Source organism: Polaribacter sp. BAL334, assembly GCF_015767435.1.
GTDB lineage: Bacteria > Bacteroidota > Bacteroidia > Flavobacteriales > Flavobacteriaceae > Polaribacter.
Genome location: NZ_JADWOV010000245.1, coordinates 1 through 25,421, shown reverse-complemented (window position 1 = coordinate 25,421; position 25,421 = coordinate 1). Strand labels below are relative to the sequence as shown.

At 31.0% G+C, this 25,421-nt stretch carries 16 protein-coding genes and 1 pseudogene; 14 read left to right on the top strand and 3 right to left on the bottom strand.

The window, feature by feature from the left end; genetic code table 11:
* Position 1: 1 nt before the first annotated feature.
* Genes IU405_RS03505 through IU405_RS03495 form a run of 3 tightly spaced genes read right to left on the bottom strand, consistent with a single transcriptional unit; the run spans position 2 to position 1,595 of the window.
* Complete coding sequence (locus IU405_RS03505; protein ID WP_197437226.1) at positions 2 to 769, bottom strand: SDR family oxidoreductase; 768 nt, start codon at positions 767 to 769, stop codon at positions 2 to 4.
* An 11-nt stretch (positions 770 to 780) separates the two neighbouring features.
* Positions 781 to 1,149: a DUF4345 family protein gene (locus IU405_RS03500; RefSeq protein WP_197437225.1), complete on the bottom strand. Its 369-nt coding sequence runs from the start codon at positions 1,147 to 1,149 to the stop codon at positions 781 to 783.
* Between the two features lie 2 nt (positions 1,150 to 1,151).
* Positions 1,152 to 1,595: a DUF4267 domain-containing protein gene (locus IU405_RS03495; RefSeq protein ID WP_197437224.1), complete on the bottom strand. Its 444-nt coding sequence runs from the start codon at positions 1,593 to 1,595 to the stop codon at positions 1,152 to 1,154.
* Between the two features lie 78 nt (positions 1,596 to 1,673).
* Between IU405_RS03495 and IU405_RS03490 the strand changes: the two genes are divergently transcribed.
* The 14 genes and pseudogenes from IU405_RS03490 to IU405_RS03425 form a co-directional block, all read left to right on the top strand.
* Positions 1,674 to 2,123, top strand: coding sequence for a winged helix-turn-helix transcriptional regulator (locus tag IU405_RS03490; RefSeq protein WP_197437223.1), 450 nt, complete (start codon positions 1,674 to 1,676; stop codon positions 2,121 to 2,123).
* 100 nt (positions 2,124 to 2,223) lie between these two features.
* Positions 2,224 to 5,100 (top strand): triple tyrosine motif-containing protein, encoded by a 2,877-nt coding sequence (locus tag IU405_RS03485; RefSeq protein ID WP_197437222.1) that lies wholly within the window; start codon positions 2,224 to 2,226, stop codon positions 5,098 to 5,100.
* 249 nt (positions 5,101 to 5,349) lie between these two features.
* Positions 5,350 to 8,079, top strand: a complete 2,730-nt coding sequence (locus IU405_RS15795; RefSeq protein ID WP_197437221.1) for a PKD domain-containing protein — start codon at positions 5,350 to 5,352, stop codon at positions 8,077 to 8,079.
* A gap of 27 nt (positions 8,080 to 8,106) precedes the next feature.
* Positions 8,107 to 8,274 (top strand): hypothetical protein, encoded by a 168-nt coding sequence (locus IU405_RS03475; protein WP_197437220.1) that lies wholly within the window; start codon positions 8,107 to 8,109, stop codon positions 8,272 to 8,274.
* A gap of 878 nt (positions 8,275 to 9,152) precedes the next feature.
* A complete protein-coding gene (locus tag IU405_RS03470; RefSeq protein ID WP_197437219.1) occupies positions 9,153 to 11,582 on the top strand; it encodes an Ig-like domain-containing protein in 2,430 nt (809 codons plus the stop codon).
* A gap of 65 nt (positions 11,583 to 11,647) precedes the next feature.
* A complete protein-coding gene (locus tag IU405_RS03465) occupies positions 11,648 to 14,764 on the top strand; it encodes a SusC/RagA family TonB-linked outer membrane protein (protein ID WP_197437218.1) in 3,117 nt (1,038 codons plus the stop codon).
* Between the two features lie 10 nt (positions 14,765 to 14,774).
* Positions 14,775 to 16,694: a RagB/SusD family nutrient uptake outer membrane protein gene (locus IU405_RS03460; protein WP_197437217.1), complete on the top strand. Its 1,920-nt coding sequence runs from the start codon at positions 14,775 to 14,777 to the stop codon at positions 16,692 to 16,694.
* Between the two features lie 11 nt (positions 16,695 to 16,705).
* Positions 16,706 to 17,905: a DUF4959 domain-containing protein gene (locus IU405_RS03455; RefSeq protein ID WP_197437216.1), complete on the top strand. Its 1,200-nt coding sequence runs from the start codon at positions 16,706 to 16,708 to the stop codon at positions 17,903 to 17,905.
* Positions 17,906 to 17,922: 17 nt separating this feature from the next.
* On the top strand, positions 17,923 to 20,625 hold the full coding sequence (locus tag IU405_RS03450; RefSeq protein WP_197437215.1) for a carbohydrate-binding protein: 2,703 nt from the start codon (positions 17,923 to 17,925) through the stop codon (positions 20,623 to 20,625).
* Positions 20,626 to 20,708: 83 nt separating this feature from the next.
* Positions 20,709 to 20,924: a hypothetical protein gene (locus IU405_RS03445; RefSeq protein ID WP_197437214.1), complete on the top strand. Its 216-nt coding sequence runs from the start codon at positions 20,709 to 20,711 to the stop codon at positions 20,922 to 20,924.
* A gap of 33 nt (positions 20,925 to 20,957) precedes the next feature.
* Positions 20,958 to 21,818, top strand: coding sequence for a family 16 glycosylhydrolase (locus IU405_RS03440; RefSeq protein WP_231749508.1), 861 nt, complete (start codon positions 20,958 to 20,960; stop codon positions 21,816 to 21,818).
* A gap of 59 nt (positions 21,819 to 21,877) precedes the next feature.
* The gene (locus IU405_RS03435) at positions 21,878 to 23,731 is read left to right on the top strand and encodes a glycoside hydrolase family 3 protein (protein WP_231749506.1); all 1,854 of its coding nucleotides are present in this window, start codon (positions 21,878 to 21,880) and stop codon (positions 23,729 to 23,731) included.
* Between the two features lie 35 nt (positions 23,732 to 23,766).
* On the top strand, positions 23,767 to 25,272 hold the full coding sequence (locus tag IU405_RS03430; RefSeq protein WP_197437213.1) for a glycoside hydrolase family 30 protein: 1,506 nt from the start codon (positions 23,767 to 23,769) through the stop codon (positions 25,270 to 25,272).
* A 9-nt stretch (positions 25,273 to 25,281) separates the two neighbouring features.
* Positions 25,282 to 25,421 (top strand): annotated as a pseudogene (locus IU405_RS03425) (D-xylose transporter XylE); the annotation flags it as partial.

Below are 25,421 nucleotides of genomic sequence, written 5' to 3'. Positions count from 1 at the left end.
GTTATTTATTTGGTATTGCTTGTTTATTGAGTTGCTTAAAGATGAATTTGGGTGCAAGCCTACTCATCAATTTCAATTGTTTGGAAATTCCTGGTGTAATCTCTTCTTTTCCATTTATAAAATCTTTCCAAAAAATATCTGCTAATTTTTCGGGTGGCATTGGTTTTAAGTTGTCGTCTTCGGCAATATCTGCTCCGTGTGCCAATGGTGTATCGACAACAGGTGGCAAGAGTTCAACCACTTTAATATTATGCGGTTGTAGTTGCGGTCGAATGGCTTGTGTCCAAAAATGTAATGCTGATTTTGTTCCTGAATACACAGGTGCTTGTGCAAATGGAACATACGCCAAACCCGAAGAAACATTGACAAGAACTGCGTTCTCACTATTTTTAAGTTGTGGTAAAAAGTAGTGCAATAGTCTAATGGGAGAATTGTAATTGATTTCAATTTCCTGCATCTGTTTATGCAAGTCGTTGCTTTCGTTTCCTGCATCTACTAGATTCATTATTCCTGCGTTGTTGATAAGAACATCTAAGCCGTCAAATTTTTCTTGGATATCGTCTGCGAGCATCCTTACTTCGGCATCATCCGTTACATCACTTTGATAGAAATGTATTTTGGGATTTTCTTGTTTTACTTTTTCGAGTTTAGCAAGATTTCTACCTGTTATGATTACGGTATTGTCATTTGCTAAGAATTTTTGAGCTATGGCAAGTCCAATGCCTGAACCACCGCCAGTTATCAATACTGTTTGATTTGATTGTTTCATTTGAGTTTATTTTATAGTGAACCTGCATTTGATAGTTTGGTGTGAAACCATAACATTAATGCCGTTGGAATCAATTCTATTGCAATAAGGAAAATAAGAAATGGGGTTGCAGGATAATTTAGCAAAGCTGCAGCTCTGACAATACCCCCAATAAAAACAGCTACCATCAAAAAACGAAATAAGGCTGTTTCTGATGGATTCCAAGCTACATAAAAAAAGGCCAAAGATGTAGCCATCCAAATGGCAGCAACATAGCGATGATTATTGTCGGTCATTGCATCTGTTACAGCAGCATTGAATTTAGCTGTTGTCCCCATAAAACCTGTTGCAGCAGCAATAAGCCCATAAAGAATGAGGAAAATGCGAATAAATAAAAGCATAATTAATTAGTTTTTGAGTTTGGTTTAAGAAAAGAGTAGGCAGCAATCAAAATCGGAATTGCAAAGGGTATATGTTGCAAAATATCTTTAGCGCCTGCATTTGGCACAAAAGAACCCCATACTAACATATCAACAACAATTACTAAGATGAGTGTTACTATATGAAAGTAACCAGCCAATTTATATTGTTTAAAATAGATGGCTAGAAGAACAAATATAGGTGGTAAGAAATCTCCAATGGCTTTGAATATAGCTACTATTTTTGCTAAAGAAACGGCTGCTGGCGAGTCTGGTACTATTGAAAAAGAACCTTCTGTAGCACTTGGATGAGCTAGCCAAAAGATTCCGATACCAATAAGCATAATTGCCGATATTACACTTGACCAAATACCAACTCGTATATTTTTTGATTGGCTTTTAATTCCTAAAAATGATTTTGTTTCCATTGTTTTTATTATTTTTGCTATTTAAACAGTAGCAAAAGTAGTAAAAGTTTTTTATTACTACTAAATTAATAGTAAAAAATGAAAAATAATTTTCGGTCAAACTGTCCCATTGCCTGTACTTTAGATATAGTAGGGGACAAATGGTCTTTATTAATTGTGAGAGATATGCTTGTTCAACGCAAAAAAACGTTCAAAGAGTTTTCTAACTCTTCCGAAAAGATTGCACCAGGTATATTATCCTCAAGATTAAAGTGGTTGGAAGAAAATGATTTGATAACCAAACAAAAATTGCCTGATAATCAAAAGGAAAATATTTATCTACTAACAGAAAAAGGAATAGAGTTAGCTCCTGTCATTACAGAAATCATTTTGTGGAGTGATAAAAACTTAAGGGCTCAAAACTCTGAAATGTTTTCGATATCCGAAGCTGGTTTTCATCAAGACAAATCAAAAGTTACGGAAGGTATTCAAAATAATTACAGAAAGATAATTATTGATACTTTAAACAAACATAAATTAATTTTATAAAATAAGAAATCTATAGTTTAATAAACATTTTCCCAAAATTCAAAATCAGATTTTATTACATTTGAACATTATTATTATAAATAGATTCATAAAGTTTTTAATGAGAATTTTAATAAGACATTTTTTTCTTTTTATTATAAGTTTTTCAATTACTATAACGTTCTCACAAATTTCAAATCTTCCAGGGCTACCTTACACAAAAAATTTTTCAAAAGAGGAGGTTAAAGTAGGATTAAAAATTTTTGATATTTCTCAAGGTGCAGATGGCTTGCTTTATTTTGCTCAACCTGGGTCATTAATTGAATATGATGGCTTTAGATGGACAAGATATACTGAAGGAGTTCAATCAGATCTAAGAGCTGTTTTGTATAAAGACGATAAACATATTTATACAGGAGGGCATGGTGGTTTTGGGTATTGGTATAAAACTACAAATGGAAAATTAAAATACAAAAGTTTATTTTTTAAAAAGCCAATTAAAGAGGCTCCTTTATTGCCTGTTTTTTCAAATATCATAGAAGTTCAAGGTAAAATATATTTTCAATCATTTCAATTAATTTATGTTTTTGATCCATTGACGAATCAGCTGAACACAATTCATGCGGACAAAGGATTTAGTAACCTTTTTTCCACTAAAAAAAGGGGATTTTTTCAAGATGTCTCTGTTGGATTATTCGAAATTATTAATTCAGAAAAAAAAATAATTAAGGGGACAGAAAAAATTTCTATGGATATCGTTGGTGTGTTTGTTGAAAAAGATAATTCATTACTAATTGCAACTAAAAATAATGGCTTTTGGTGTCTTAAAAATAATGTTTTAATTAAAAAGGATTGGACAGTAAATACGAGATTTGAAAAATTTATAATAACTGACATAGAGAAATATTCTGATAATCAATATGTAGTCGGAACACTTAGAAATGGATTTTATATCATTTCTAATGATGGTGAGATTGGAAATCACATTAATAAAAAAAGAGGTATAAGAAACAATTCTACTCTAAAAGTATTTAATGACATAAATAATAATATATGGGTAAGTACTGAATCTGGGATTAGTTATGTTGAAATAAATAGTAATTCAAAATATTTACTAGATAACAATAGTAGCTCTGGCACTGTATACTCCAGCTATTTAAAGGATTCAATACTTTATTTAGGTACTAATCAAGGATTATTTATGAAAAATATAAATTATCCGTTAGCAGAACCAAGATTAATTGATGAAAGAAATGATAATATTTGGGAAATTGAAGAGATTGATAATGAAGTTTTAGTAGGAAGTCATAGGGGGTTGTTTGCAATTAAAAATAATTTTTTAAAAACAATTCATTTAGAAGGTGGTGGTTGGATTTTTAAAAAGCATCCTAAATTTAAAGACATTTTATATGTTGGTTTTTACTCAGGATTAGCTGTTTTTAAGAAAATAAATAATGAATGGACATTTATAAAAAAATTCGAAAACTTTGGAGAGTCCTCTCGTTTTTTAGAGTTTGATCAATATGGTCAAATTTGGATTGCACATCCTCAAAAAGGATATTACAGACTATTATTGTCTCCTGATGGCCTTGAACTTAAAGAATTTGAATTTTATGGTGTTGACAATCAAACTATAGAACCCTACGCTTATTTTACAAAGATTGATGGCAATTTAGTTTTTTTCAATCCAAAAGGGTTCTTTTTTTATGATGCCATAGATAATGTATTTACAAAAGCAAAGTATCCTTCAGAAATTTTTAAAGGACTGCATAACATCAATCATATTTCACAGAACGAAAATGTATTTTGGTATTCAACTCCCAATACGCTAGGGTATGTTTTAAGGGATCAAAATCATTTTAAGGTTAATGAAACTGTTTTTTATAATATCTGGGACAAACATTTGAATGATTTTAATAAGTTTAAAAAAATTGACAAAAATATTTTTGGAATTGGGATAGAAAATGGAATTGTTTTTTATAATGCAGATAGATTAATAACTTCTGAAATTAATACAACACCAATCGTAAAATCAATTGAATTGATAAGTTCTAAAGATACTATTAGAGCTCCAATTGATGGAAAAGAAGAAATTAAAATTCCGTATTCTAATAATTTCATCAAAATAAAAATTGCTATCCCTAAAGCGCCTTTAGGAAATTCTAAATTAATACAATACAGATTAAAAGGACTAAATAATAATTGGTCAAATTGGATCAACAAACTTGAAATTAATTTTCCTGGATTGTCATCTGGTGATTACATATTAGAAATGAAGTCCAAAACTGAAGATGGGATTACTTCTGAAATTATTAATATTCCATTTTATATTCAGTATCCATGGTATTTGAATAATTGGGCTATAGCTTTTTATGTTTTAACTTTCATTGTTGTTTTTATAGTTTATAGGGCATATTTAAACATGAAAAACATAAAAAAGGTAAACCAACTTATTGAGATAGAAACCCAAAAAAGAGAACGCCAAAAAGAAAAGTTTGATTTAGAAAAATTAGAAGCAGACAAAAAATTATTATTGCTGAAAGAAGAAAATTTGAACTTGGAGATTAAAAAGAAAAATGCTGCTTTAGCATCATCTACATTAAACAATATCAAGAAGAACGAATTATTAATGGATTTAATAAATGATATTAAAAGTATTGATAGTGAATTGTTAAATAGTTCATTGCATTACCCAATAAAAAAAGTAATTAAAAAAATCAATAGTCATTTAGTTGATAAAGAGGATTGGTTGACTTTTCAATTGCATTTTAGTAATTCTCATTCCCAATTCTTTCAAAATATAAATGAAAAACACCCTGATTTGTCTCCAAATGAGATTAAATTGTGTGCATATTTAAAATTAAATCTATCCTCAAAAGAGATTGCTTCTTTAATGAATGTAGCTATTACCAGTATTGAACAAAGTAGGTATAGACTACGCAAAAAATTTAACTTAGATAAAGAAGAAAACCTTTTACATTACATTCAGAAATTTTAAATTCCTTGATAACTGATAATCAAATAGTTATATTTTTAACAAAGTTTTTGTAGAGGAAGAATCAATCCAATATTAATTTTTGTAGAGGTTAATAAATTGTTAATTATCAGTTTATTATATCTATTTGGCATAAGAAAATATTTATTGTTTACCTAGAAGTCATATTTCATTACTTGAAATCAATTCCTAATAGATAAATAATCCCATTATTTTCTAAAATCTAAACTATTTTAATTAATCTATTTTATTATGAAAAAAATTATTTTCACGTTTATTTTATTGGCAAGTAGTATTGTCAATGCTCAAAACCTTATCACCAATGGAACCTTTGATGATGCCACTGGTTGGACGGTTGTAAACCAGTATGGACCCGATAGTACAAATGGCTCAGTAACTATTACTGGAGGGGTGGTGAATATTGGAAAAATTAATCCTGCGGATGGAGGTTGGATTCACATGGGGCTTTACACTAGTGTAAACCTTGATGCTGGTTGGTACCAATTTGATATGGATATGACTTATGACGGCATTGATACTATATGGGGCGAAGTATATATTGGATCTGTGCAACCAGTTGAAAATACTGAGTATGGCGGTGACCAACAGGTTATTAAAGCCTACAACGCTTGGGATTGTGGTAGTATCAAAACTTATTCTGGATCAGCTGTTGCTGCTGGATGTGATACTTCCAGTCCAGGAAAATTTCAAATTACCTCTACCGGGACTTATTACATATTATTTAGAACTGGAGGTGGAACATTTGGAGCCTCTGGTATAACTTTAGATAATTGGTCGCTAGTTGCTGATAATCCGCAACCAGTTGCAAATTTTTCAGAAGTAACTTCTACATCAAATCTTACAGCTACTTTTACGAACACGTCTACAGATGCAACAAGCTATTCTTGGGATTTTGGTGATGGTTCAACTTCTTCCGATGCAAATCCTGCTGCCCATACCTATGCTTATAAGGGACAATATCTAGTTTCTTTAACAGCCACAAGTACTGAAGGTTCTAATACATTTACAAAAGAAATTTTTGTCGGTGCAGTCAATACGCCAATAACGGATTTCAGTTTTGATTTTAGTTTACCAACTCCACTCAGAAATGAGAGGCTTCTTGATTATGTCGAAGCTGGTGGCGTTGCTACAGCTTCAGGTGTTAATGACGATTGGTGGTCTCAAATAAATTATATAAATAACTCAGGAATAGACTTATCTTCTGGTGATAGAGGATTCTCAATAAAAGTAAAAGGACCAAGAACATCAATCCTAACCTTAAAAGTTGAGGACGGAGGATCGGAGCATGCTGTAACTGCAAACTATACTACACCAAATGTATGGCAAACCCTAACGTTTGATTTTTCAAGTTTTAACTCTACCAATAATCGAAAAATAGCTTTATTTTTTGATATACAAACCAATTTTGATGCTGGAGTTGATCCTGCTCAAAATATTTTTCAAATAGATGATTATGTTTTTGGAGAATTTGCTGTCCTATCTTCTTCCACTTGGACAGGTGCAGTAGACAATGATTGGAATACTGCAGGTAACTGGAGTAATGGTGTGCCAACAGGCTCAAATAATGCTATTATTCCTGAGGTGACAAATGCTCCAATTATTGGTAATTCAACAAATGCACTTGTAAACGATCTAACTATTACTGAGGCAGATGGTTTATTAATAGCTTCAGGAGGTACCTTAATCGTAAATGGTACTTCATCAGGAAATGTTACCTACAATAGAAACTTACCAACCACCAATTGGTATTTGGTTTCTTCACCAGTTTCAGGACAAGCCTATAATGATACATATGTAACTGCAAACGGTATTGCTTCAGGAACAGGTGCTAACAGAGGAATTGCTTCTTACACAACAGCTGACAATACTTGGTCATATTTGCAATCAGCAGGTACAGGAATATTTAACAATGGTCTAGGTTATTCAGTAAAAAGAAGTTCAACTGGAGATATTTCTTTCACAGGAACCATCAATACAGCAGATGTTTCTGTGGCTGTTTCAAATGCTAGTAATGGATTCAATTTAATAGGAAACCCATTTACTTCTCATGTTAATAGTGCTACTTTTTTAACAGATAATAGTGCCAATTTAGTTTCTGAAACACTTTGGGTTTGGAATCAAGCAACTAGCAGTTATGATACTTATGTAACTGGAGATTCTTTTGTTTTAGCTCCAGCTCAAGGATTTTTTGTAAGATCATCAAACGGAACAAACATCAACATTGCTGAATCTTATCAAGCTTCAACAAGTGGAACTTTTCAAAAATCATCAAAGACCGAAGTAAAATTGATGATGAACGATGGTTCAAATAATAGATTTGTAAAAATGTATTACTTAGACAACGCAACCAAAGGTTTTGACAACGGCTATGATGGTGAAACGTTTGCCGGAATTGAAAACTCAGTAGATGTATTTACAAACTTAGTAGAAAATAATGAGGGTAAAAAATTCCAAATACAATCATTACCAATTGCTGAAATGGAAACCATGATTGTTCCTGTAGGCGTAAAAGCTGCTGCAGGAAAAGAAATTACCTTTACTGCTGAAGCCATGAATTTACCAGGAGACACAAAAGTTTTCTTAGAAGATAGAGAAACAAATACCATTACTCGATTAGACGAAGCAAACGCTTCTTATAAAGTAACTTTAAACGATGCCTTAAACGGTACAGGACGTTTTTATTTACACACAAAAGCATCTGGTGTATTGAGCACTGAAGATGTTGTTTTACAAAACATCAGCATCTATGCAACCAACAAATCTACCTTAAGAGTGGTTGGATTGACACAAGGAAAAGCGACTGTAAAAATGTACAACATTCTAGGAAAACAAGTGATGCAAACTTCTTTTAGTTCAACAGGAGTGAAAGAAATTTCATTGCCAAAATTAGCAACAGGAATGTACATCATTCAATTAGAAACTGCAACTGGTAAATTGAACAAAAAAATCGTTTTAGAATAATAAAAATAACTTAAAAAACTATATCTCATGAAAAATCAAGATAATAACACACCAGAAATCACACGTAAAGAAGCGATCAAAAAAATTGGAAACTACGGTAAATATGCAGCATTAACAGCCTTAGGAACCTATATGATTTTAAATCCTAAAAAAGCGCAAGCTGCTTCACCTGAAGCTCCCGGAACAGGATTTTAAACAAAAATAATAATGCTTTAATTTGCATTAAGCTTACAAAAAATGGATTATCTAACTTAGATAATCCATTTTTTATTAAAACATTTCATATGATTTCACTAAAAAAAAAGGTCTTTTATTTTGACATTTAAAAATTAATATTAAATCGATTTTGTAAAAAATAAAGTTTTCTTTAGCATATAATCTTCTAAATCTAGACACTATTTTTTATGGCAAGAGATAAAAAATTAATTAAAAGGAGATAAAAAATTTTATTTCATCGAAAAATTGAAATAAATAATTTATACTTACATCGATTAACTGTATCTAAATAATTCTAAAGTTTTAAACAATGAGGATGATTTTAAATTAAAATATTTTTGCAATTAAAAATATTAGAAAAGATTTAATAAATAAGTGTTTATCATTCTCAATTCTTTCAAAATTAAAGCAACGTAATTCTAAATTTGTCCCTGAATCAAATTAAGGTATTAGCATAATTAAAACTAAATCAATCCTCAAAAGAGATTGCTTCTTTGATGAATGTAGTTGTAACCAGTATGAATAAAGTAGGTATGAAATACTTAAAAAATTTAACTTAAATAAATAAGAAAACCTTTTACATTGCATTTATAAATTTTAAATTCCATAACCCATGATAATCAATTAGTTGCGTTTTTTAACAAAGGTTTTGTAGAGGAAGAATTAATCCAATATTAATTTTTGTAGAGGTTAATAAATTGTTAAGTAACAAGTTTTAACTCAAATTTGTGACCTAGTTTAATTTCTAGGTTGATTACAATATATATTAAATTACAAAAATACATATATATCAATGTTGTAAACAACATAGTTTTTATCTGAAATGTATGTTATTTTAACTTTATTACTACTTAATTATGAAACTAAGATTACTTTTAGGTCTATTTTTAACTTTCAGCTTAGCAAAAGCACAAGAAGTTACACACATAGATTTTGACACAAACAATCCTAACATTGTTTTTAACAGTTGGAACACATCTTCAACTTTTGCAAAGGTGGCAAATCCTGTATCAGATGCAACAAATTCATCGAGTTTTGTTGGTCAATTTACTGCAGGAAGTGACAATGGAATTGGAATCGGAGTTATTGATCCAACTTCCGTATTTCCATTGCCTTTTAATTTAGCATCAAATCCAATCTTTAAAATGAAAGTATTTTCAACAGAAGAAATAGATGTTACTTTTCATTTAGAGAATTCTCCAGACTGGGGCAATAATATAGAAGTAACTTCATCTGTGACTGCTGCAAATGTAAATGAGTGGGTTGAACTAACTTTTGATTTTAGTAGTCACTCTAATATATATATGAATAATATTGTCATTAAAATAGGTGGTGCAAATACTACTCAAGGTGATATTTATTTTTTTGATGATATAAAAGGTCCAGCTTTATACACTTCTCCAGCAGTAGAATACAGTCCTGCAAATGGGGCAATTGATATTGCAATTAATACCAATTTAGTAATAGGAACCAATGGTAAATTTAGAAATATAGATGACGCTGAACTTACAGATGTAACTAATAAAGTAGCTTTAAGAATAGGTGATGTAAATGGTGCAGATGTTCCATTTTCAGCAACAATTAATGGAGATAAAAATAAAATTACAATTGACCCAACCAACGATTTAAGTAATGCTACTACTTATTGGTATGGGGTGATTGATAGTGCAATTGAATTTTCTACAGATGAGTCTGTAACAGGTGTTTCTGCAAGTTTTACAACTAAAGCAGCAGTGACAGGAGATATCAATGAAATGTTATTTGATTTTGATACAACAAACCAAGAAGTTGGTTTTGTTTCTTGGGCAGGAACAGGTTTTGCTAAAATTGCAAATCCAGATAAAAGTGGAATTAATCTTTCTGATAATGTAGGAGAATATACACATGCTGGTAATGATTCTGGTTTAGAAAACGGTTTAGTATCCAATGCAACACCATTAACTCCTTTAGATTTTGCAGAAACACCTTTCATAAAAGTAAAAGTGTGGGTTAGCAAACCTGTAGCAGTAACAGTAAGAGTTCAAAACTATCCAGATTACGGGAATGGATCAGAACAAATTATAAATGTTACCGAAACAGATAAATGGGTAGAATTAATTTACAATTTTGGTGCTGTTACAGCAACTAACTTGGATAGAGTCCAAATTTATTTTGACAGAGATAGATCTGGAGGTTCAGTAGCAGGAGATAAATACTATTTTGATGATTATTTAAAAAGTAATGTTCCACCAGCAGTAAGCACATCATTAAGCCCTGCTGAATCAGAAACAGGAGTTTCATTACTTGCAAACCCTACAATAACATCAAATTTTCAATTTAGAAATTTAGACAATTCAACTATTACAGATATTTCTAGCTTTGTAGAATTAAGAGAAAATAATGCATCAGGTACTTTAGTTTCTTCGAATGCAATTTTGTCTTCAAATAAATCTACAATTACTATTCGTCCATCACAATTATTAAAACCAAATACAACCTATTGGTTCGGTATTATAGACAATACGATTGAATATAAAGAAAATGATACTGCTATTTCAGGGGTTTCAGCAACATTTACAACTACTACCTCTGATATAAATATGGTTACATACAATGATTTTGACGGAACATCACTAGTATCAGTGTCGGAATCTATGGGAGAAACACCTGGTGTTTTTGAAACTGTTTCAGATCCTGAAGGTGGTACAAATATGGTTGCCAAGTGGACAAAAGGAAATACTTGGGGTGGATGGGAAAGAATCCATTTTCAATTAAATGCTCCTTTTGATGCAACAAAAGACGATATCTTTTCATTCAGAGTATATTCTCCTATTACTACCAACTTTATGTTTAAATTATCAGATGCAAAAGAGGATGGTGATCAAAATGCAAATCTAGAAAAATGGGGAGATATTTTAGTTGCTAATCAATGGCAAACAATTTATATTGATGCCTCAGAGTTAGCTGATGGTGTAACTTTTGATCATGTTTTTATTTTTATAGGTCCAGGAAATGGGGGTGTTACCGGAGATTTTTATATAGATGATTTGATGGGGCCACAATTACAAGGCACTGCATCTATAGATGATTATGATGCAACAACTTTTCAGTTTTTCCCAAATCCTGCAAAAGATATAATTCAAATTAAAAACTTAGAAGGAGAAAAAGTAATCAGAGTTTTTGACATTAATTCAAAATTAGTATTAAAAGAAAAAATTCAGGGTAATGAATTATCAATTGAAAAATTAAAGCCAGGTCTTTATTTTATTAATATCAATGGTAAGTTCAAGAAATTAATTAAAAACTAAAGTAAACTTCTTATTAATAGAACAGAAGTAAAAAGCTTCTGTTCTATTATCTCTAAAAAATACTTATGGAAAACTCTAGATCCATTTTTTTGAAATTATTACAAGTATTTATAATTTCTTTCACAATTTCTTCTCTATCACAAACGGTAATAGTTTCTGGGGAAGTAACAGATAGTTTAGGAAATTTACTACCTGGTGTTTCTATTCTAGTAGAAGGAACAACTAATGGAACAACAACTGATTTTGATGGTAAATATGCAATAAATATAAAAACCCCCAATGCAATATTAGTTTTTTCTTATCTAGGTTTTGAAACTCAAAAAATAAAAGTTTCAGACCAAAAAAAGATTAATGTCATCTTAAAAGAGGGCTTAGATCAGTTAGAAGAAATTCAAATAGTAGCCTTTTCTAAGCAAAAAAAGAACAGCGTAATTGGCTCTATAACTACAGTAAAAGTAACTGATTTAAAACAACCCACAGCAAATTTAACAAACTCTTTGGCTGGTCAAATTTCAGGTCTAATTTCTTATCAAAGATCTGGTGAACCAGGCCAAGATAATGCAGCCTTTTTTATTAGAGGTGTAACTACATTTGGGTTTAATAATAGTCCCTTAATTCTTTTAGATGGATTACAAATTACTTCTGACGACTTAGCGCGATTAGAACCAGATAATATTGCTTCTTTTTCTATTATGAAAGATGCAACAGCTACTTCTTTATATGGTGCTAGAGGTGCGAATGGGGTAGTTTTAGTCACTACAAAAGAAGGAAAAAAAGGAAAAGCAAGAGTTTCTGTTCGTTATGAAAACTCTATTTCTAGTCCATCAAAAGTAAACAGTTTTCTAGGTGCAGTTGATTATATGGAATTGTATAACAGAGCAGAAAGATCAAGAGACCAGTCTGCTAACTTATTATACTCTAAACAAAAAATTGAAGGGACAAGAAATGGATTAGATCCAAATCTTTATCCAGACATTAATTGGCATAAGGAACTTTTTAATGATTTTGCTATTAATAGAAGATTTAATGCAAATATAAATGGAGGTGGGGAAGTTGCACAATATTATTTGTCTGTTACAAGTGCCAATGAAAAAGGATTATTAAAAGTAGATCCTTTAAATAATTTTAATAATAATATTGATATTAATAGATCTAATTTAAGGGCAAATATCAATATCAATTTAACAAAAACAACTAAAGTTTCTGCGAAGTTTTACTCTTTATTCGAGAGATATAATGGCCCCATAGTAAGCGCTTCAGATATTTTTAGACAAGTAGCTCAGGCAAATCCTGCAAACTTCCCAAAAGTTTTTGAAACGGATGAAATAACGCAATTTTTTAATCATACACTTTTTGGGAATAAAGGAAATGGTGGTTTCCCAAACCCCTATGCTGAAAGTGTAAAAGGATTTAGAGATCGTTTTGCAAATACTACTTTAGCACAATTTCAGGTAAATCAAGATTTAAGTTTTATCACAGAAGGCTTAAAAATGAGAGCAATGGCATCTGTTAGAACATATACAGAAAATCAAAACGAAAGAAGTTTTACTCCTTTTTTCTATGGATTATCTGAAATTGAAACGCCAACAGGTATTGTAAACACCTTGTATCAAATTCAAGAAGGGACAGAGTTTTTAAACAATCCAACTGTTAATAATTATGGCAATAGTAATTTTTACTATGAGGGTGTCTTAGAGTATAATAGAAACTTTAATGAAAAACACGAAGTTGGAGGTTTATTAGTTACTTATTTTCAAGAAGCTTTAAACACAATAGGTGGTAATACCGCATTTTCTACTTTGCCTTCAAGAAATATGGGGATATCAGGTAGAGCATCTTATAGTTACGACAGTAGATATTTTGGAGAATTCAATTTTGGCTACAATGGTTCAGAAAAATTTGCTGAAAAAAACAGGTTTGGTTTTTTCCCTTCTATTGGGATTGGTTGGATTATTTCTAATGAACCGTATTTTCAAAAAAATATTCCATCTGTTAATATGTTAAAATTAAGGTATACTTATGGATTAGTGGGTAATGATGGAATTTCTAGTCCTAGTGATAGATTCTTTTATTTATCAGATGTAAATTTAAATAATGGCGGTACAGGGTATACTTTTGGAACCGATTATAATAATTATTATAACGGATTTATTATCAATAGGTATGCAAACGAAAATATTACCTGGGAAGTCGCTACAAAATCTAATATAGGTTTAGAATTAGGTCTGTTTAAAAAGATTAATCTTATAGCCGATTTTTTTACAGAGCGCCGTAGAAACATTTATATGGAGCGTGAATTCATTCCTGAAACATCTGGTTTAACCACAGTCATTAGTAGTAATATTGGAGAGGTTAAAACTAATGGGATTGATCTTTCATTAGATTACAACCATGCATTTAACGGTGATTTTTACATTACAGCAAGAGGTAATTTTACGTATTCAACAAATAAAATACTAGTAAATGGAGAACCAGAATTTCAAAATAAAAATTTAAGTAGAATAGGATATCCTGTAAATCAACAATGGGGCTATATTGCAGAGAGACTTTTTGTTGATCAAGAGGATATCAATAACTCACCTGAACAATTTAATGGTTTTTCAACATCAAACTCATACTTGCCTGGGGATATAAAATATAGAGATGTAAATAATGACGGGGTTATAAATGAATTAGATCAGACACCAATTGGGAAGCCAAATGTACCCGAAATTGTTTATGGTTTTGGATTTTCGGCAGTGTACAAAAATTTTGATTTTTCTGTATTTATGCAAGGAGTTGCAAGATCATCATTTTTCATCAATCCCGGTGAAATATCACCATTTGTTAACGAAAGAAATGCATTAAGTATTATAGCCGACAATCATTGGTCTGAAAATAATCCAAATCCAAATGCATTTTGGCCAAGATTGTCGACTTATCAAATAGAAAACAATGAAAAACCATCTACTTGGTGGTTAAGAGATGGTGATTTTTTGAGATTAAAAAGTGTTGAATTAGGATATACAATTCCTGAAAAAGCGGGTAAACTATTCTCTATGGCAAAAACTAGATTGTATTTTACAGGATTAAACTTACTTCATTTCTCAAAATTCGATTTATGGGATCCTGAGATGGCAGGAAATGGACTCGGTTATCCTCCTCAAAGAGTTGTAAACCTTGGTATTCAAATAAATTTTTAAAAAGAAAAAAATGAATTTTAATAAAAAATTTATAACATTAATTATTTGTAGTATTTCAATACTAACAAGCTGTGAGGACTATTTAGACATTGTTCCAGATGGTACACAAGAACTTAGATTACTTTTCAACAGAAAAGAAACAGCATACAATGCCTTGGCAAATTCGTATAGTTATTTGCCACAGAATGACGGAACATATGCAAGTTATGTATTAATGAGCGATGAATTAGCAGTACCTGTTCCTAAAGAACCTGATGCAATTAGATTGATGAAAGGACAACAAACCGTCTCTTCTCCATTAATGGGCTATTGGAATGGATATGGTGCAATTGGCAGAGGGCAAGGCTCCTTATGGGAAGGAATTCGTAGTTGTAATATTTTGATTGAGAATATTGATTTAGTAGTGGATATGAATCAAAGTGAAAAAAATCAATGGAAGGCAGAAGCGAAATTTTTAAAAGCCTACTATCATTTTTTATTATTGAGTAACTACGGTCCGATTCCAATTATTGATGTAAACTTACCAATTTCAGCCCCTGATGAGGAAGTAAGAGTGAAACGAGAAACTGTTGATGATTGTTTTACTTATATCGTTAAAAATATTGATGCAGCAATTAATGATTTACCCGTAAAAATAATTGGTAATAACGATGTTGGAAGGATAGATCAGGTAATTGCAAAAGCTATTAAAGCAAAAGTTTTATTATTTAGTGCAAGCCCTCTATTTAATGGAAACTCAGAATTTTATTCAAATTTTGTCAATAGTAATGGAGAACACTTTTTTAATCAGACCTATGATGAGTCTAAGTGGGATTTAGCAGCTAAAGCAGCAAAAGAAGCTTTAGATGCTGCTTTAGCTCAAGGATCATCAATTTATTATTATACAGGTGCTGCGCCACTTTTTGATACTAATAACTTCCAATTTAAATTGGTTAGAGATCAATATAATCATCGTTTTTCAATTACAGACCCTTGGAATTCTGAGCTTATTTGGGGAAATTCAAATCCGGTAACGAATGGGCAATTTTGGCAAATTCAATCTCCCGCAATGATGAAAAATCCAACGTCTTCATCTGTTGAGGCTTCTTGGCAATGGTTAGCGCCAACATTAAGAATTGCAGAAACCTACTATACTAAAAATGGACTACCTATTGATCAAGATTTATCTTTTGATTATTCTGATAGATATGGGGTTACTAACATTGCTTTTAATCAGCGTTTTTATGCTCAATTCGGTAACAGAACTGCAAAATTAAATCTTAATAGAGAGGCTCGTTTTTATGCTTCAATAGGTTTTGACAGAGGAATCAATAGAACTTGGGGGAGCATTTGGAATTTGAAAATGAGAAAATCAGAAATCCATGGTAGAATTGCAAACACAGGTGATTATTTAGTAACAGGATATGCACTTAAAAAATTGGTTCACCAAGATTCTGAAGGGGATGCATACAACAAAGCTGTAACTTATCCTTGGCCAATGATACGATTAAGTGATTTGTATTTAATGTATGCTGAGGCTTTAAATGAACTTAGTGGTCCATCCACAGAAGTATATAACGCCTTAAATGTCATTAGAGAAAGAGCAGGAATCCCTACAGTACAAGATGCTTGGAGTAATGCAGCATTGGCGGCAACACCAAACAAACACACAAGTAAAGAAGGCTTAAGGGAAATTATTCAACAAGAAAGAATGATTGAATTAGCTTTTGAAGGTCATCGTTATTACGATATAAGAAGATGGAAACTTGCTGATAAATACTTTACTGCTCCAATTCAAGGTTGGTCTGTAGATGAAGATTCTGAAGCAAATTATTATCGAATAATGAGTGTTGGTCAAAGGTCTTTTAGTACACCAAGAGATTATTTTCAGCCAATAAGCTTTACGGAGCTGTCTAGAAATCCTAATTTAATCCAGAACCCAGGTTGGTAAAATACAATATTATGAAAAGACAAATTAAAATAGTAATTCTTATTTCAATTCTAGTTTTTACAACAATTATTTCTTGTTCTGACAATGAAAATATTGACTCAACTGCTCCAGGAATAGTTACTAATATAACTGTCACGCCCACTAATGGTGGAGGTATTATAAACTATACACTTCCCTCTGATGATGATATTTTGTATGTGAAAGCTGTATATACAAACTCTTTAGGTGAAGAAGTTTTTAGAGTATCCAGTAAATACAATACTTCTATTGAAGTAAATGGATTAAATCAATCAACTCCTGTAAATGTAAAATTATATGTTGTTGACGAAAGTGAAAACATTTCACAAGCTTCTCAAATTGATTTTATTCCGTTAAAATCATTTATATTTCTTGTTCAGGAAAGTATCAATATTTCTCCAGATTTAGGAGGGGTTAAAATTACTTGGGAAAATATTGCATCAAAAACAGTCTTTGTGTATGTGCATATTATAGATGGTACTGACGAAACAATCAGAATACTTTCTTCAAACAACTTACAAGAAAGTATTTTTATCCGTGGTTTACCATCTAAAGAATTATCTTTTTCTACAAAAGTTGAAGATTTTGATGGGAACATAACAGAGCTCGAAGATAAAGGCAAACACATTCCCTTATTTGAGGAAAAAATTGATAAATCTACTTGGACTCTAGTTTCAGCTCAATCAGTGAACGGAAATGCTTATGAAGGTAGAACTGTTAATTTTTGGGATGATGTTGTAGATACTGTTGAAACAGATGCAGACAATAGTTATTTTATAATAACAAGAGATAACAATGGGGGTAGTTTAAACTTTCCTTTAGATATAGTGATTGATTTAAATAAAAATGTTAGAATCCAAAGATTCAAGGTTTGGCAAAGAGCTTACTGGTATAATGGTGGAGGAATAACGTATCATTATCAAGAAGAAAATTTAAAATCATTCAACTTATACGCAAGTAATGATGCTCAAACTTGGAATTTATTAGGGCAATTTGATATTGGAGACCCAAGAGATGCTGCTGGTAATATCCCTACAAAAGCATTCCAAGAGGCTATCGAAGGTCATGAGTTTAGCTTACCCAACACTTCCGATCAATTTAGATATTTAAAGTTTTCTATTACATCAAATTACGGCAGTACCTCAATAACAGTAGGTTCAGAAATTACTTTATACGGTTTGGATAATCTTTAAATATAACAATAATATATATGAAAAATTTTTTAACGTGCATATTTTTAATATGTGCAATAAACTTTAATGCTCAAGGATTGAAAGCTTCTGGGAAAAAAATTATCAATTCTAAAGGAGAAGAAGTTTTTTTAAGAGGATATGGCCCCGGAGGTTGGCAAATTATGGAAGGATATATGATGCAGACTTCTGGAATTGCTGGATCTCAACATGAAATTAAGGAAAAATTATTCGATTTAATGGGAGAAGCAAATACAGAAACCTTTTTTCAAAAATGGCGAGAAAATCATTTTACAAAGCGTGATGTAGATTCTTTAGCAGCATGGGGCTTTAATAGTATCCGAATACCCATGCATTATAATTTATTCACCCTTCCTATTGAAGAAGAGCCTATAGCTGGTCAAAATACATGGATAGAAACAGGTTTTGAATTAATTGATAATGTGCTTTCATGGGCAGCACCTCACAATATGTATATTATCCTTGATATGCACGCAACTCCAGGTGGGCAAGGAAGAGGTTCTGAAATTAATGATTATGATCCTGATAAACCTTCATTATGGGAAAGTCAAGCAAATAGAGATAAGCTTGTGGCATTATGGACTAGAATAGCGGAAAGATATAAAGATAATGAGTGGATAGGAGGATATGACCTCATTAATGAAACACATTGGGACTTAGGAAATCAAAATACTTTGCTGAGAGAAATTTATGAGGATATTACTGCAGGTATAAGAGGTGTTGGAGATAATCACATTCTTTATATTGAAGGAAACTCATATGCTAACGACCATAGAGGTCTTTTGCCTCCTTGGGATAATAATTTAGTTTATAGCTTTCATAAATATTGGACTTACAATAGCCCAAATGATTTAGATTGGATACTGCCATTAAGAGAACAGTATAATGTACCCTTATGGATGGGAGAATCAGGAGAGAATTCAAATACTTGGTTTACAGATGCCATTACCCTTTTTGAAAACAATAATATTGGTTGGGCTTGGTGGGCAATTCGTAAAATAGGTGATATAGATAGTCCTTATGCTGTGAACATCAATCCGGGTTATCAAAAAGTAATTAATTTTTGGAAAGGTGAAGGATCAAAACCAACAGTACAAGAAACTTTTGATGCTATGATGCAATTGGCGGATAATCTATTAGTTGAAAACAGTAAATATAGAAAAGATGTTCCTGACGCCATTATACGACAAGTACAAACCGATGAAATCTTACCTTATCATGGTAAACCTGCTCCAATTCCTGGTATTATTTACCTCTCGGATTATGACTTAGGAAAAAATAATTTTGCATATTATGATACTGTAGTAGCTGATTATAACCTATCAACAGGAAACTTTACCGCGTGGAACTCTGGTTGGGAATATAGAAATGATGGAGTAGATATTCAAACCAATCAAGATCAAATTAATAGTAATGGCTATCACATAGGTTATACAGAAAAAAATGAATGGGTAAAATATACCATCAATGTTGAAGAAACAGCATTTTATGATTTCAAGTTTAGATATGCTACTGAACAATCAGGAGGCAAACCAAAATTTTTCATTGATGATATTGATTTTGCAGGCGACGTCACACTTGGTAACACAGGTAATTGGAATAATTTTGTATTCCAAACAGTTAAAAATAAATATTTAGAGGAAGGTAAGCATGTTTTAAAAATTTTAATTGATGGCAATGCTTCATTTAATATGAGTAGTATTGAATTTTTAAAATCAACAGATCCAACCCCTGCGTTTCAAGTTTTAAGCGCTAGTACTAGTGATGATGAACAATCAATAAATATTGTTGTAAATCAACCAATAAATGTTCAAGAACTTAGTACTAATTTGTTTGAGGTAAGAGTAAATAATATTTTAAGAAGTATTGCATCAGTAAAAATAGATCCATCAAATAATAGAGTAATCAATATTATACTTGATAAATATTTATTTTATCAAGATGAAATAAAAGTCAGTTATAATGGAGATATAATTACATCTTCTTTAAATGCTAAGTTACCAACTTTTCAAAATAAATTGGTAAATAATTATTTGATTACTAGACTATTAATTCCTGGAAAAATTCAAGCTGAAAATTATAGTAATCAATTCGGACTACAACTAGAAGATACCAGTGATTTAGGCGCTGGGAAGAATATAGCTTATACAGATGCTGGAGATTATGCCGAATATTTAATCTACATTTCAGATGATGGATATTACAATTTAAATGTAAGAACAGCTTCTCAATCTAGCGTAGGTAAAATAGAATTTGAATTGATTAATAATCAAGAAACTCAGTCTATTGCTACATTAAATTTACCAATAACTGGGGGATGGCAAACTTGGACAACTTCTTCAACTCAGGCAATTTTAAAAGCGGGTATTTATACCTTAAAAATGAAAGTTTTACAAAGTGGCTTTAATATGAATTGGTTTGAATTTAAATTTACAAGTAGTTTAAGCGTTGAAGATAACTTAAATGATGAAGTAAAAATATTCCCAAATCCTTTTTCTGACACCTTTAGTATAAAATTATCACCACAACAAAAAATTAAAAGCCTAAAAATTGTGGATTTGAATGGTCGTTTGGTTAAAAATATTCAACCAAATATAACCTCAAATAGTGTATATAATTTATCAAATTTAAAATCAGGGATATATTTAGTATTAATTGAGACAGATCAAGGATTCGCACAAAAAAAGTTGATTAAAAACTAAATTATAAAAATTTAACTGTTTAATGATTCATTATATCTATTTGAAATGTTAGAATTATAAAACGAATTTTGGTTTATTATATTTTGAAAACACTTAAACAACAAGTTGGTGAATATCTTGAAGCTCAAAGACCTTATTATGGTGATGAGGAAGTTGATGATAATTTAAAAATATTAAAAGATCAAAATGATGATTTATCAAATATTGATTCATTACATAAAATATTATTGTTAAGACTCATTGACGACCATCTATTATATAAAGAAATAGAGGCCTCTAAAACTTCAGAAACAGAATAAATAGAATATCACCTAATTTAAAAACCCAAAATAATGAAAAAAATATATGTTTTAATAACCTTATTAGCGGCTTTATTATTAATAGCTTTTAAAACAAAAGATAAAAAACAATCTGATAAAACACCAGAAATTATAGAATGGGAAATAGATTTTCTTGACAATTTCGACACCTTTAATACTGACAATTGGCAAGACCAACGCATTTGGGTAAATAACGAAACACATTGTTACGTTCCAGATAATGAATTTGGAACAAGAGAGGTAAGTAATGGTACCTTAAAATTAAAAGTAGTTAAAATTGATAAAAAATACGATTGTGATAATCTAGATAAACATGGTAAAAAACATCCTGAAACTGAATATGTAGCAGGACGTATTGCTTCAAAAAACAGAAAAGAATTTATCAAAGGTAAATGGACTGCAAAATTAAAACTAAGTAGTAATGGAGAACCAAGCATGTTTCCTGCTTGGTGGATTTTGGGGGCGCAAAATAATGAATCACCAGTACAAGAAGAAAATGAAAATATATGTTGGCCACTAACAGGTTCTGGTGAAATCGATATTTTTGAACATCATGGTGATCATCAAAAAGACCATTTTACAGCAGGTGCTATTAAAAGTTTGGGCGAATGTGATAAAGGAGATTGGTGGAGTTTACGAAAAGGATTTGATGTTACGTTAAATGAATATCACGAATATTCTGTTGAATGGCAAAATAGTGATTTGGTATATAGAGTTGATGGTAAGGAAATTTATAGAAATGTAGGTGAAGGAGATAAATACCCTGAACCCATGTTTGCAATATTAAATTTCGCAAAAATTACTGATTCTCCTATGAAAGGTTCAGAGTGGGTTATGGAGGTTGACTGGGTTAAACACGAATATAAAAAATAATATACTTTTAAACGGATTAGTAGTGACTTCTTTTAAAAAAAATCAACTGTATTTACTATATGACTTCAAAAAGTAGGAGCCCTAAATTTTACTTGTTATCAATTTTTGTCTTGATGCTATTTTTACATGCATATAAAACAGATATTTATACCGATGAAAATAAAATAATTGAAAGCAAAGTTGATTCATTATTAGCTTTAATGACTTTAGATGAAAAAATTGGTCAAATGACTCAAGTTAGGCATTTTGCAGATTTAGGTTCAGATAATGAAATTGCTACAAAATTTATTGGATCCGTAATTCATACCCAAGGACCAAATCCAGGAGAAAATGCTTTAGGCTGGCAAAATAGATTTAAAGCATTACAAGAAAAAGCATTGTCAACACGTTTAGGAATTCCTTTATTATTTGCTGTAGATGCGGTTCATGGACAAAATACTTTTCAAGGGGCAACTATTTTTCCTCACAACGTTGGTTTGGGAGCAACACAAAATACCTCTTTAGTAAAAGAAATTGCCCAAATTACAGCCCTAGAAGTACAAGCTACAGGTTTTAACTGGACATTTTCTCCTTGTGTTGCAATTCCATATAATGAAAAATGGGGAAGAGTCTACGAAGCTTTTTCAGAAAATACAGAATTAACAAGTAAAATGGCGAAAGCTTCAATAGAAGGCCTACAAGGAAATTTAAAAGATGGCCATACTGTAATGGCAACTGCGAAACATTTTATTGGTGATGGTGCTACAGATTTTGGAATAGAAGGAGGAAACACTTCCTTAACCATGAAAGAAGTTTCTGAAAAATTATTACCACCTTATAAAACCGCTGTGAAAGCTAAAGTAGGGGCAATAATGGTATCATTTAATTCATTATCAGGAATATCAATGCATAGTCATAAAGAATTAATTAATGATACTTTAAAAAAAAGTATGGGTTTTGACGGTATTGTTCTTACGGATTGGAAAGGCTATTCTAGGTTTGGTAAAAATGAAGTAATTAATGCTGGGGTAGATATGGTAATGGCTGTTGATGGTGATTTAGATGTTTTTCAAAATGGATTAAAAAATGCAATAGCTACTGATTCGGTTTCTATTCATAGAATTAATGACGCTGTTAAAAGAATTTTAAGACAAAAATTCAGGTTAGGATTATTTAAAAATCCATTTCCAAATGCATCATTTATATCAAAAATTGGAAACCAAAACCATCGAGATAAGGCGAGGCAAGCTGTCCGTGAATCGTTAGTTTTATTAAAAAATAAGAATCATATTTTACCATTAAATAAAAACTTTAAAAAAATAGTAGTAGTAGGTGAGCATGCTAATAATGCAGGACTACAGTCTGGTGGCTGGACAATGGCATGGCAGGGTACAAGAGAAAATTATAAAGGAGCAACAACTATTTTAGATGGGATTAAAAAAATTTCAAAAGCAGAAATTGTTTATGATAAGGACGCTACAGGAAATCATGTTGATGCAGACGTAGCCATTATTGTTGTGGGAGAAACACCATATGCAGAAATGTTTGGGGATATTAATGATGAAAATATAGAAAATAAATTAACCTTAAGTGAATCACATCAAAAATATATAAAAAAGTATTCAGAAAAAGGTATTAAAACAGTGGTTGTTTTAATTTCTGGAAGAGCGTTAGTAACTACAAACCAAATCAATGATTCTGATGCATTTGTTGCAACTTGGTTACCTGGTTCAGAGGGAGATGGAATCGCAGAAGTACTTTTTGGCGATTACGATTTTAAAGGTAAATTACCGCATTCTTGGCCAGCATCCGAAGCTGATTTTAAAGGTAAATATGGAGTGAATTTTTGGGACACATCAAAAAAACCACTATTTGATTTTGGGTATGGTCTAAATTATAAAAAAGAGAAAGTGATAAAAAGTAACCATAAATAAGTCATTCTAATAGTGTATCAATAAAAATCAAATAGATGAAAAAATTTTTAAAAAAACAATCCGTATCATTTTGTATTCTTTTTCTTTCTTTTGGGTTTTATCAATGTAAAAATTTTAAAAATAATAGTAAAAGCGGTTATCAAGAGGAACAAATTACTTTTGATACGAACAGTGTAAAAGCAAAAGTATACACGACAGCTCACAATTCAAATTTAAAACTCACATTAACGGATACTATTTCGTTTTCAGAGTTTAATCAACCATTAGAAACGGAGATTGATATTGTGGTTGATCCTAGAAATGAGTTTCAAGAATTTATTGGTATTGGTGCTGCTTTAACAGATGCATCTGCAGAAACATTTTATAAATTATCAAAAGAAAATCAAGAGTTATTTTTACAAGCCTATTATGATACACAAAAAGGAATTGGGTATTCGTTAGCAAGAACTATTATTCATAGTTGCGATTTTTCAAGTGCAAGTTATACGTATGTTGAAGAAGGAGATAAAGATTTAAAATCTTTTTCCATAAAGCATGATAAAAAATATAGAATTCCATTTACAAAAAAAGCAATCGAAGCTGCTGGGGGTAAACTAACTATGTATGCAAGTCCTTGGAGTCCTCCTGCATTTATGAAAACAAATAACAATATGTTAAAAGGAGGTAAATTAAAAGAAGAATTTTATCAACCTTGGGCTAATTATTATGCCAAATTCATCAAAGCATATGAAAAAGAGGGAATTCCTATTTGGGGATTATCTATTCAAAATGAACCAATGGCAATTCAACGCTGGGAATCCTGCATTTATACAGCAGAAGAAGAAAGAGATTTTTTAAAAAATTATTTAGGTCCTACTCTCGAAAATGAAGGCTTAGGGGATAAAAAAATAATAGTTTGGGATCATAATAGAGATTTATTATATCAAAGAGCAAGTACTATTTTAAACGATCCTGAGGCAGCAAAATATGTATGGGGAACAGGTTTTCATTGGTATGAGGATTGGAAAGATGACAATCCAATGTATGAAAATGTTGCAAGAGTCAATGAGGCATATCCTGATAAAAAGCTAATCTTTACGGAAGGCTGTAATGAAGGGTATGATATTTCTAGAATAGAAAATGAAGATCCAAAATTAGCAGAGCGTTACGGAAAATCGATGATAAAAGATTTTAACAATGGTACTGTTGCTTGGACAGATTGGAATATTCTTTTGGATGAGACTGGTGGCCCAAACCATGTGGGAAATTTATGCTTTTCTCCAGTGCATGGTAATACACAAACGGGTGAACTTACGTTTACGAATTCTTTTTATTACATAGGACATTTTTCTAAATTTATAATACCAGGAGCAAAAAGAATTAGTAGTGTAACTAGTTCAAATAAAATTATTTCTACAGCCTTTAAAAACAAAAATAAGAGTATTGTAATTATAGCAATGAATAGCTCAAACGAGTCTTTAAATTATTCAATTACTGTTGATTTAAAAACAACAAAATTACAAATATTGCCACATTCAATCCAATCAATTGTACTCAACTAACTTTTACTCATGTCAAAAAAACTAGCATTAATTGCATTTGTAGTCTCTTTAGGAGGATTTTTATTTGGTTTTGATGCTGGAATTATTTCTGGAGTCATGTCGTATGCAAGTCCAGAATTTCAATTAACAGAACTTCAAGAAGGTTGGGT

Excerpts from the sequence above, each read along its gene's own strand:
- IU405_RS03460 (WP_197437217.1), top strand. The coding sequence starts at position 14,775 with ATGAATTTTAATAAAAAATTTATAACATTAATTATTTGTAGTATTTCA.
- IU405_RS03465 (WP_197437218.1), top strand. The coding sequence starts at position 11,648 with ATGGAAAACTCTAGATCCATTTTTTTGAAATTATTACAAGTATTTATA.
- IU405_RS03485 (WP_197437222.1), top strand. The coding sequence starts at position 2,224 with ATGAGAATTTTAATAAGACATTTTTTTCTTTTTATTATAAGTTTTTCA.
- IU405_RS03430 (WP_197437213.1), top strand. The coding sequence starts at position 23,767 with ATGAAAAAATTTTTAAAAAAACAATCCGTATCATTTTGTATTCTTTTT.
- IU405_RS03470 (WP_197437219.1), top strand. The coding sequence starts at position 9,153 with ATGAAACTAAGATTACTTTTAGGTCTATTTTTAACTTTCAGCTTAGCA.
- IU405_RS03500 (WP_197437225.1), bottom strand. The coding sequence starts at position 1,149 with ATGCTTTTATTTATTCGCATTTTCCTCATTCTTTATGGGCTTATTGCT.
- IU405_RS03490 (WP_197437223.1), top strand. The coding sequence starts at position 1,674 with ATGAAAAATAATTTTCGGTCAAACTGTCCCATTGCCTGTACTTTAGAT.
- IU405_RS03450 (WP_197437215.1), top strand. The coding sequence starts at position 17,923 with ATGAAAAATTTTTTAACGTGCATATTTTTAATATGTGCAATAAACTTT.
- IU405_RS15795 (WP_197437221.1), top strand. The coding sequence starts at position 5,350 with ATGAAAAAAATTATTTTCACGTTTATTTTATTGGCAAGTAGTATTGTC.
- IU405_RS03455 (WP_197437216.1), top strand. The coding sequence starts at position 16,706 with ATGAAAAGACAAATTAAAATAGTAATTCTTATTTCAATTCTAGTTTTT.
- IU405_RS03440 (WP_231749508.1), top strand. The coding sequence starts at position 20,958 with ATGAAAAAAATATATGTTTTAATAACCTTATTAGCGGCTTTATTATTA.
- IU405_RS03495 (WP_197437224.1), bottom strand. The coding sequence starts at position 1,595 with ATGGAAACAAAATCATTTTTAGGAATTAAAAGCCAATCAAAAAATATA.
- IU405_RS03505 (WP_197437226.1), bottom strand. The coding sequence starts at position 769 with ATGAAACAATCAAATCAAACAGTATTGATAACTGGCGGTGGTTCAGGC.
- IU405_RS03435 (WP_231749506.1), top strand. The coding sequence starts at position 21,878 with ATGACTTCAAAAAGTAGGAGCCCTAAATTTTACTTGTTATCAATTTTT.
- IU405_RS03475 (WP_197437220.1), top strand. The coding sequence starts at position 8,107 with ATGAAAAATCAAGATAATAACACACCAGAAATCACACGTAAAGAAGCG.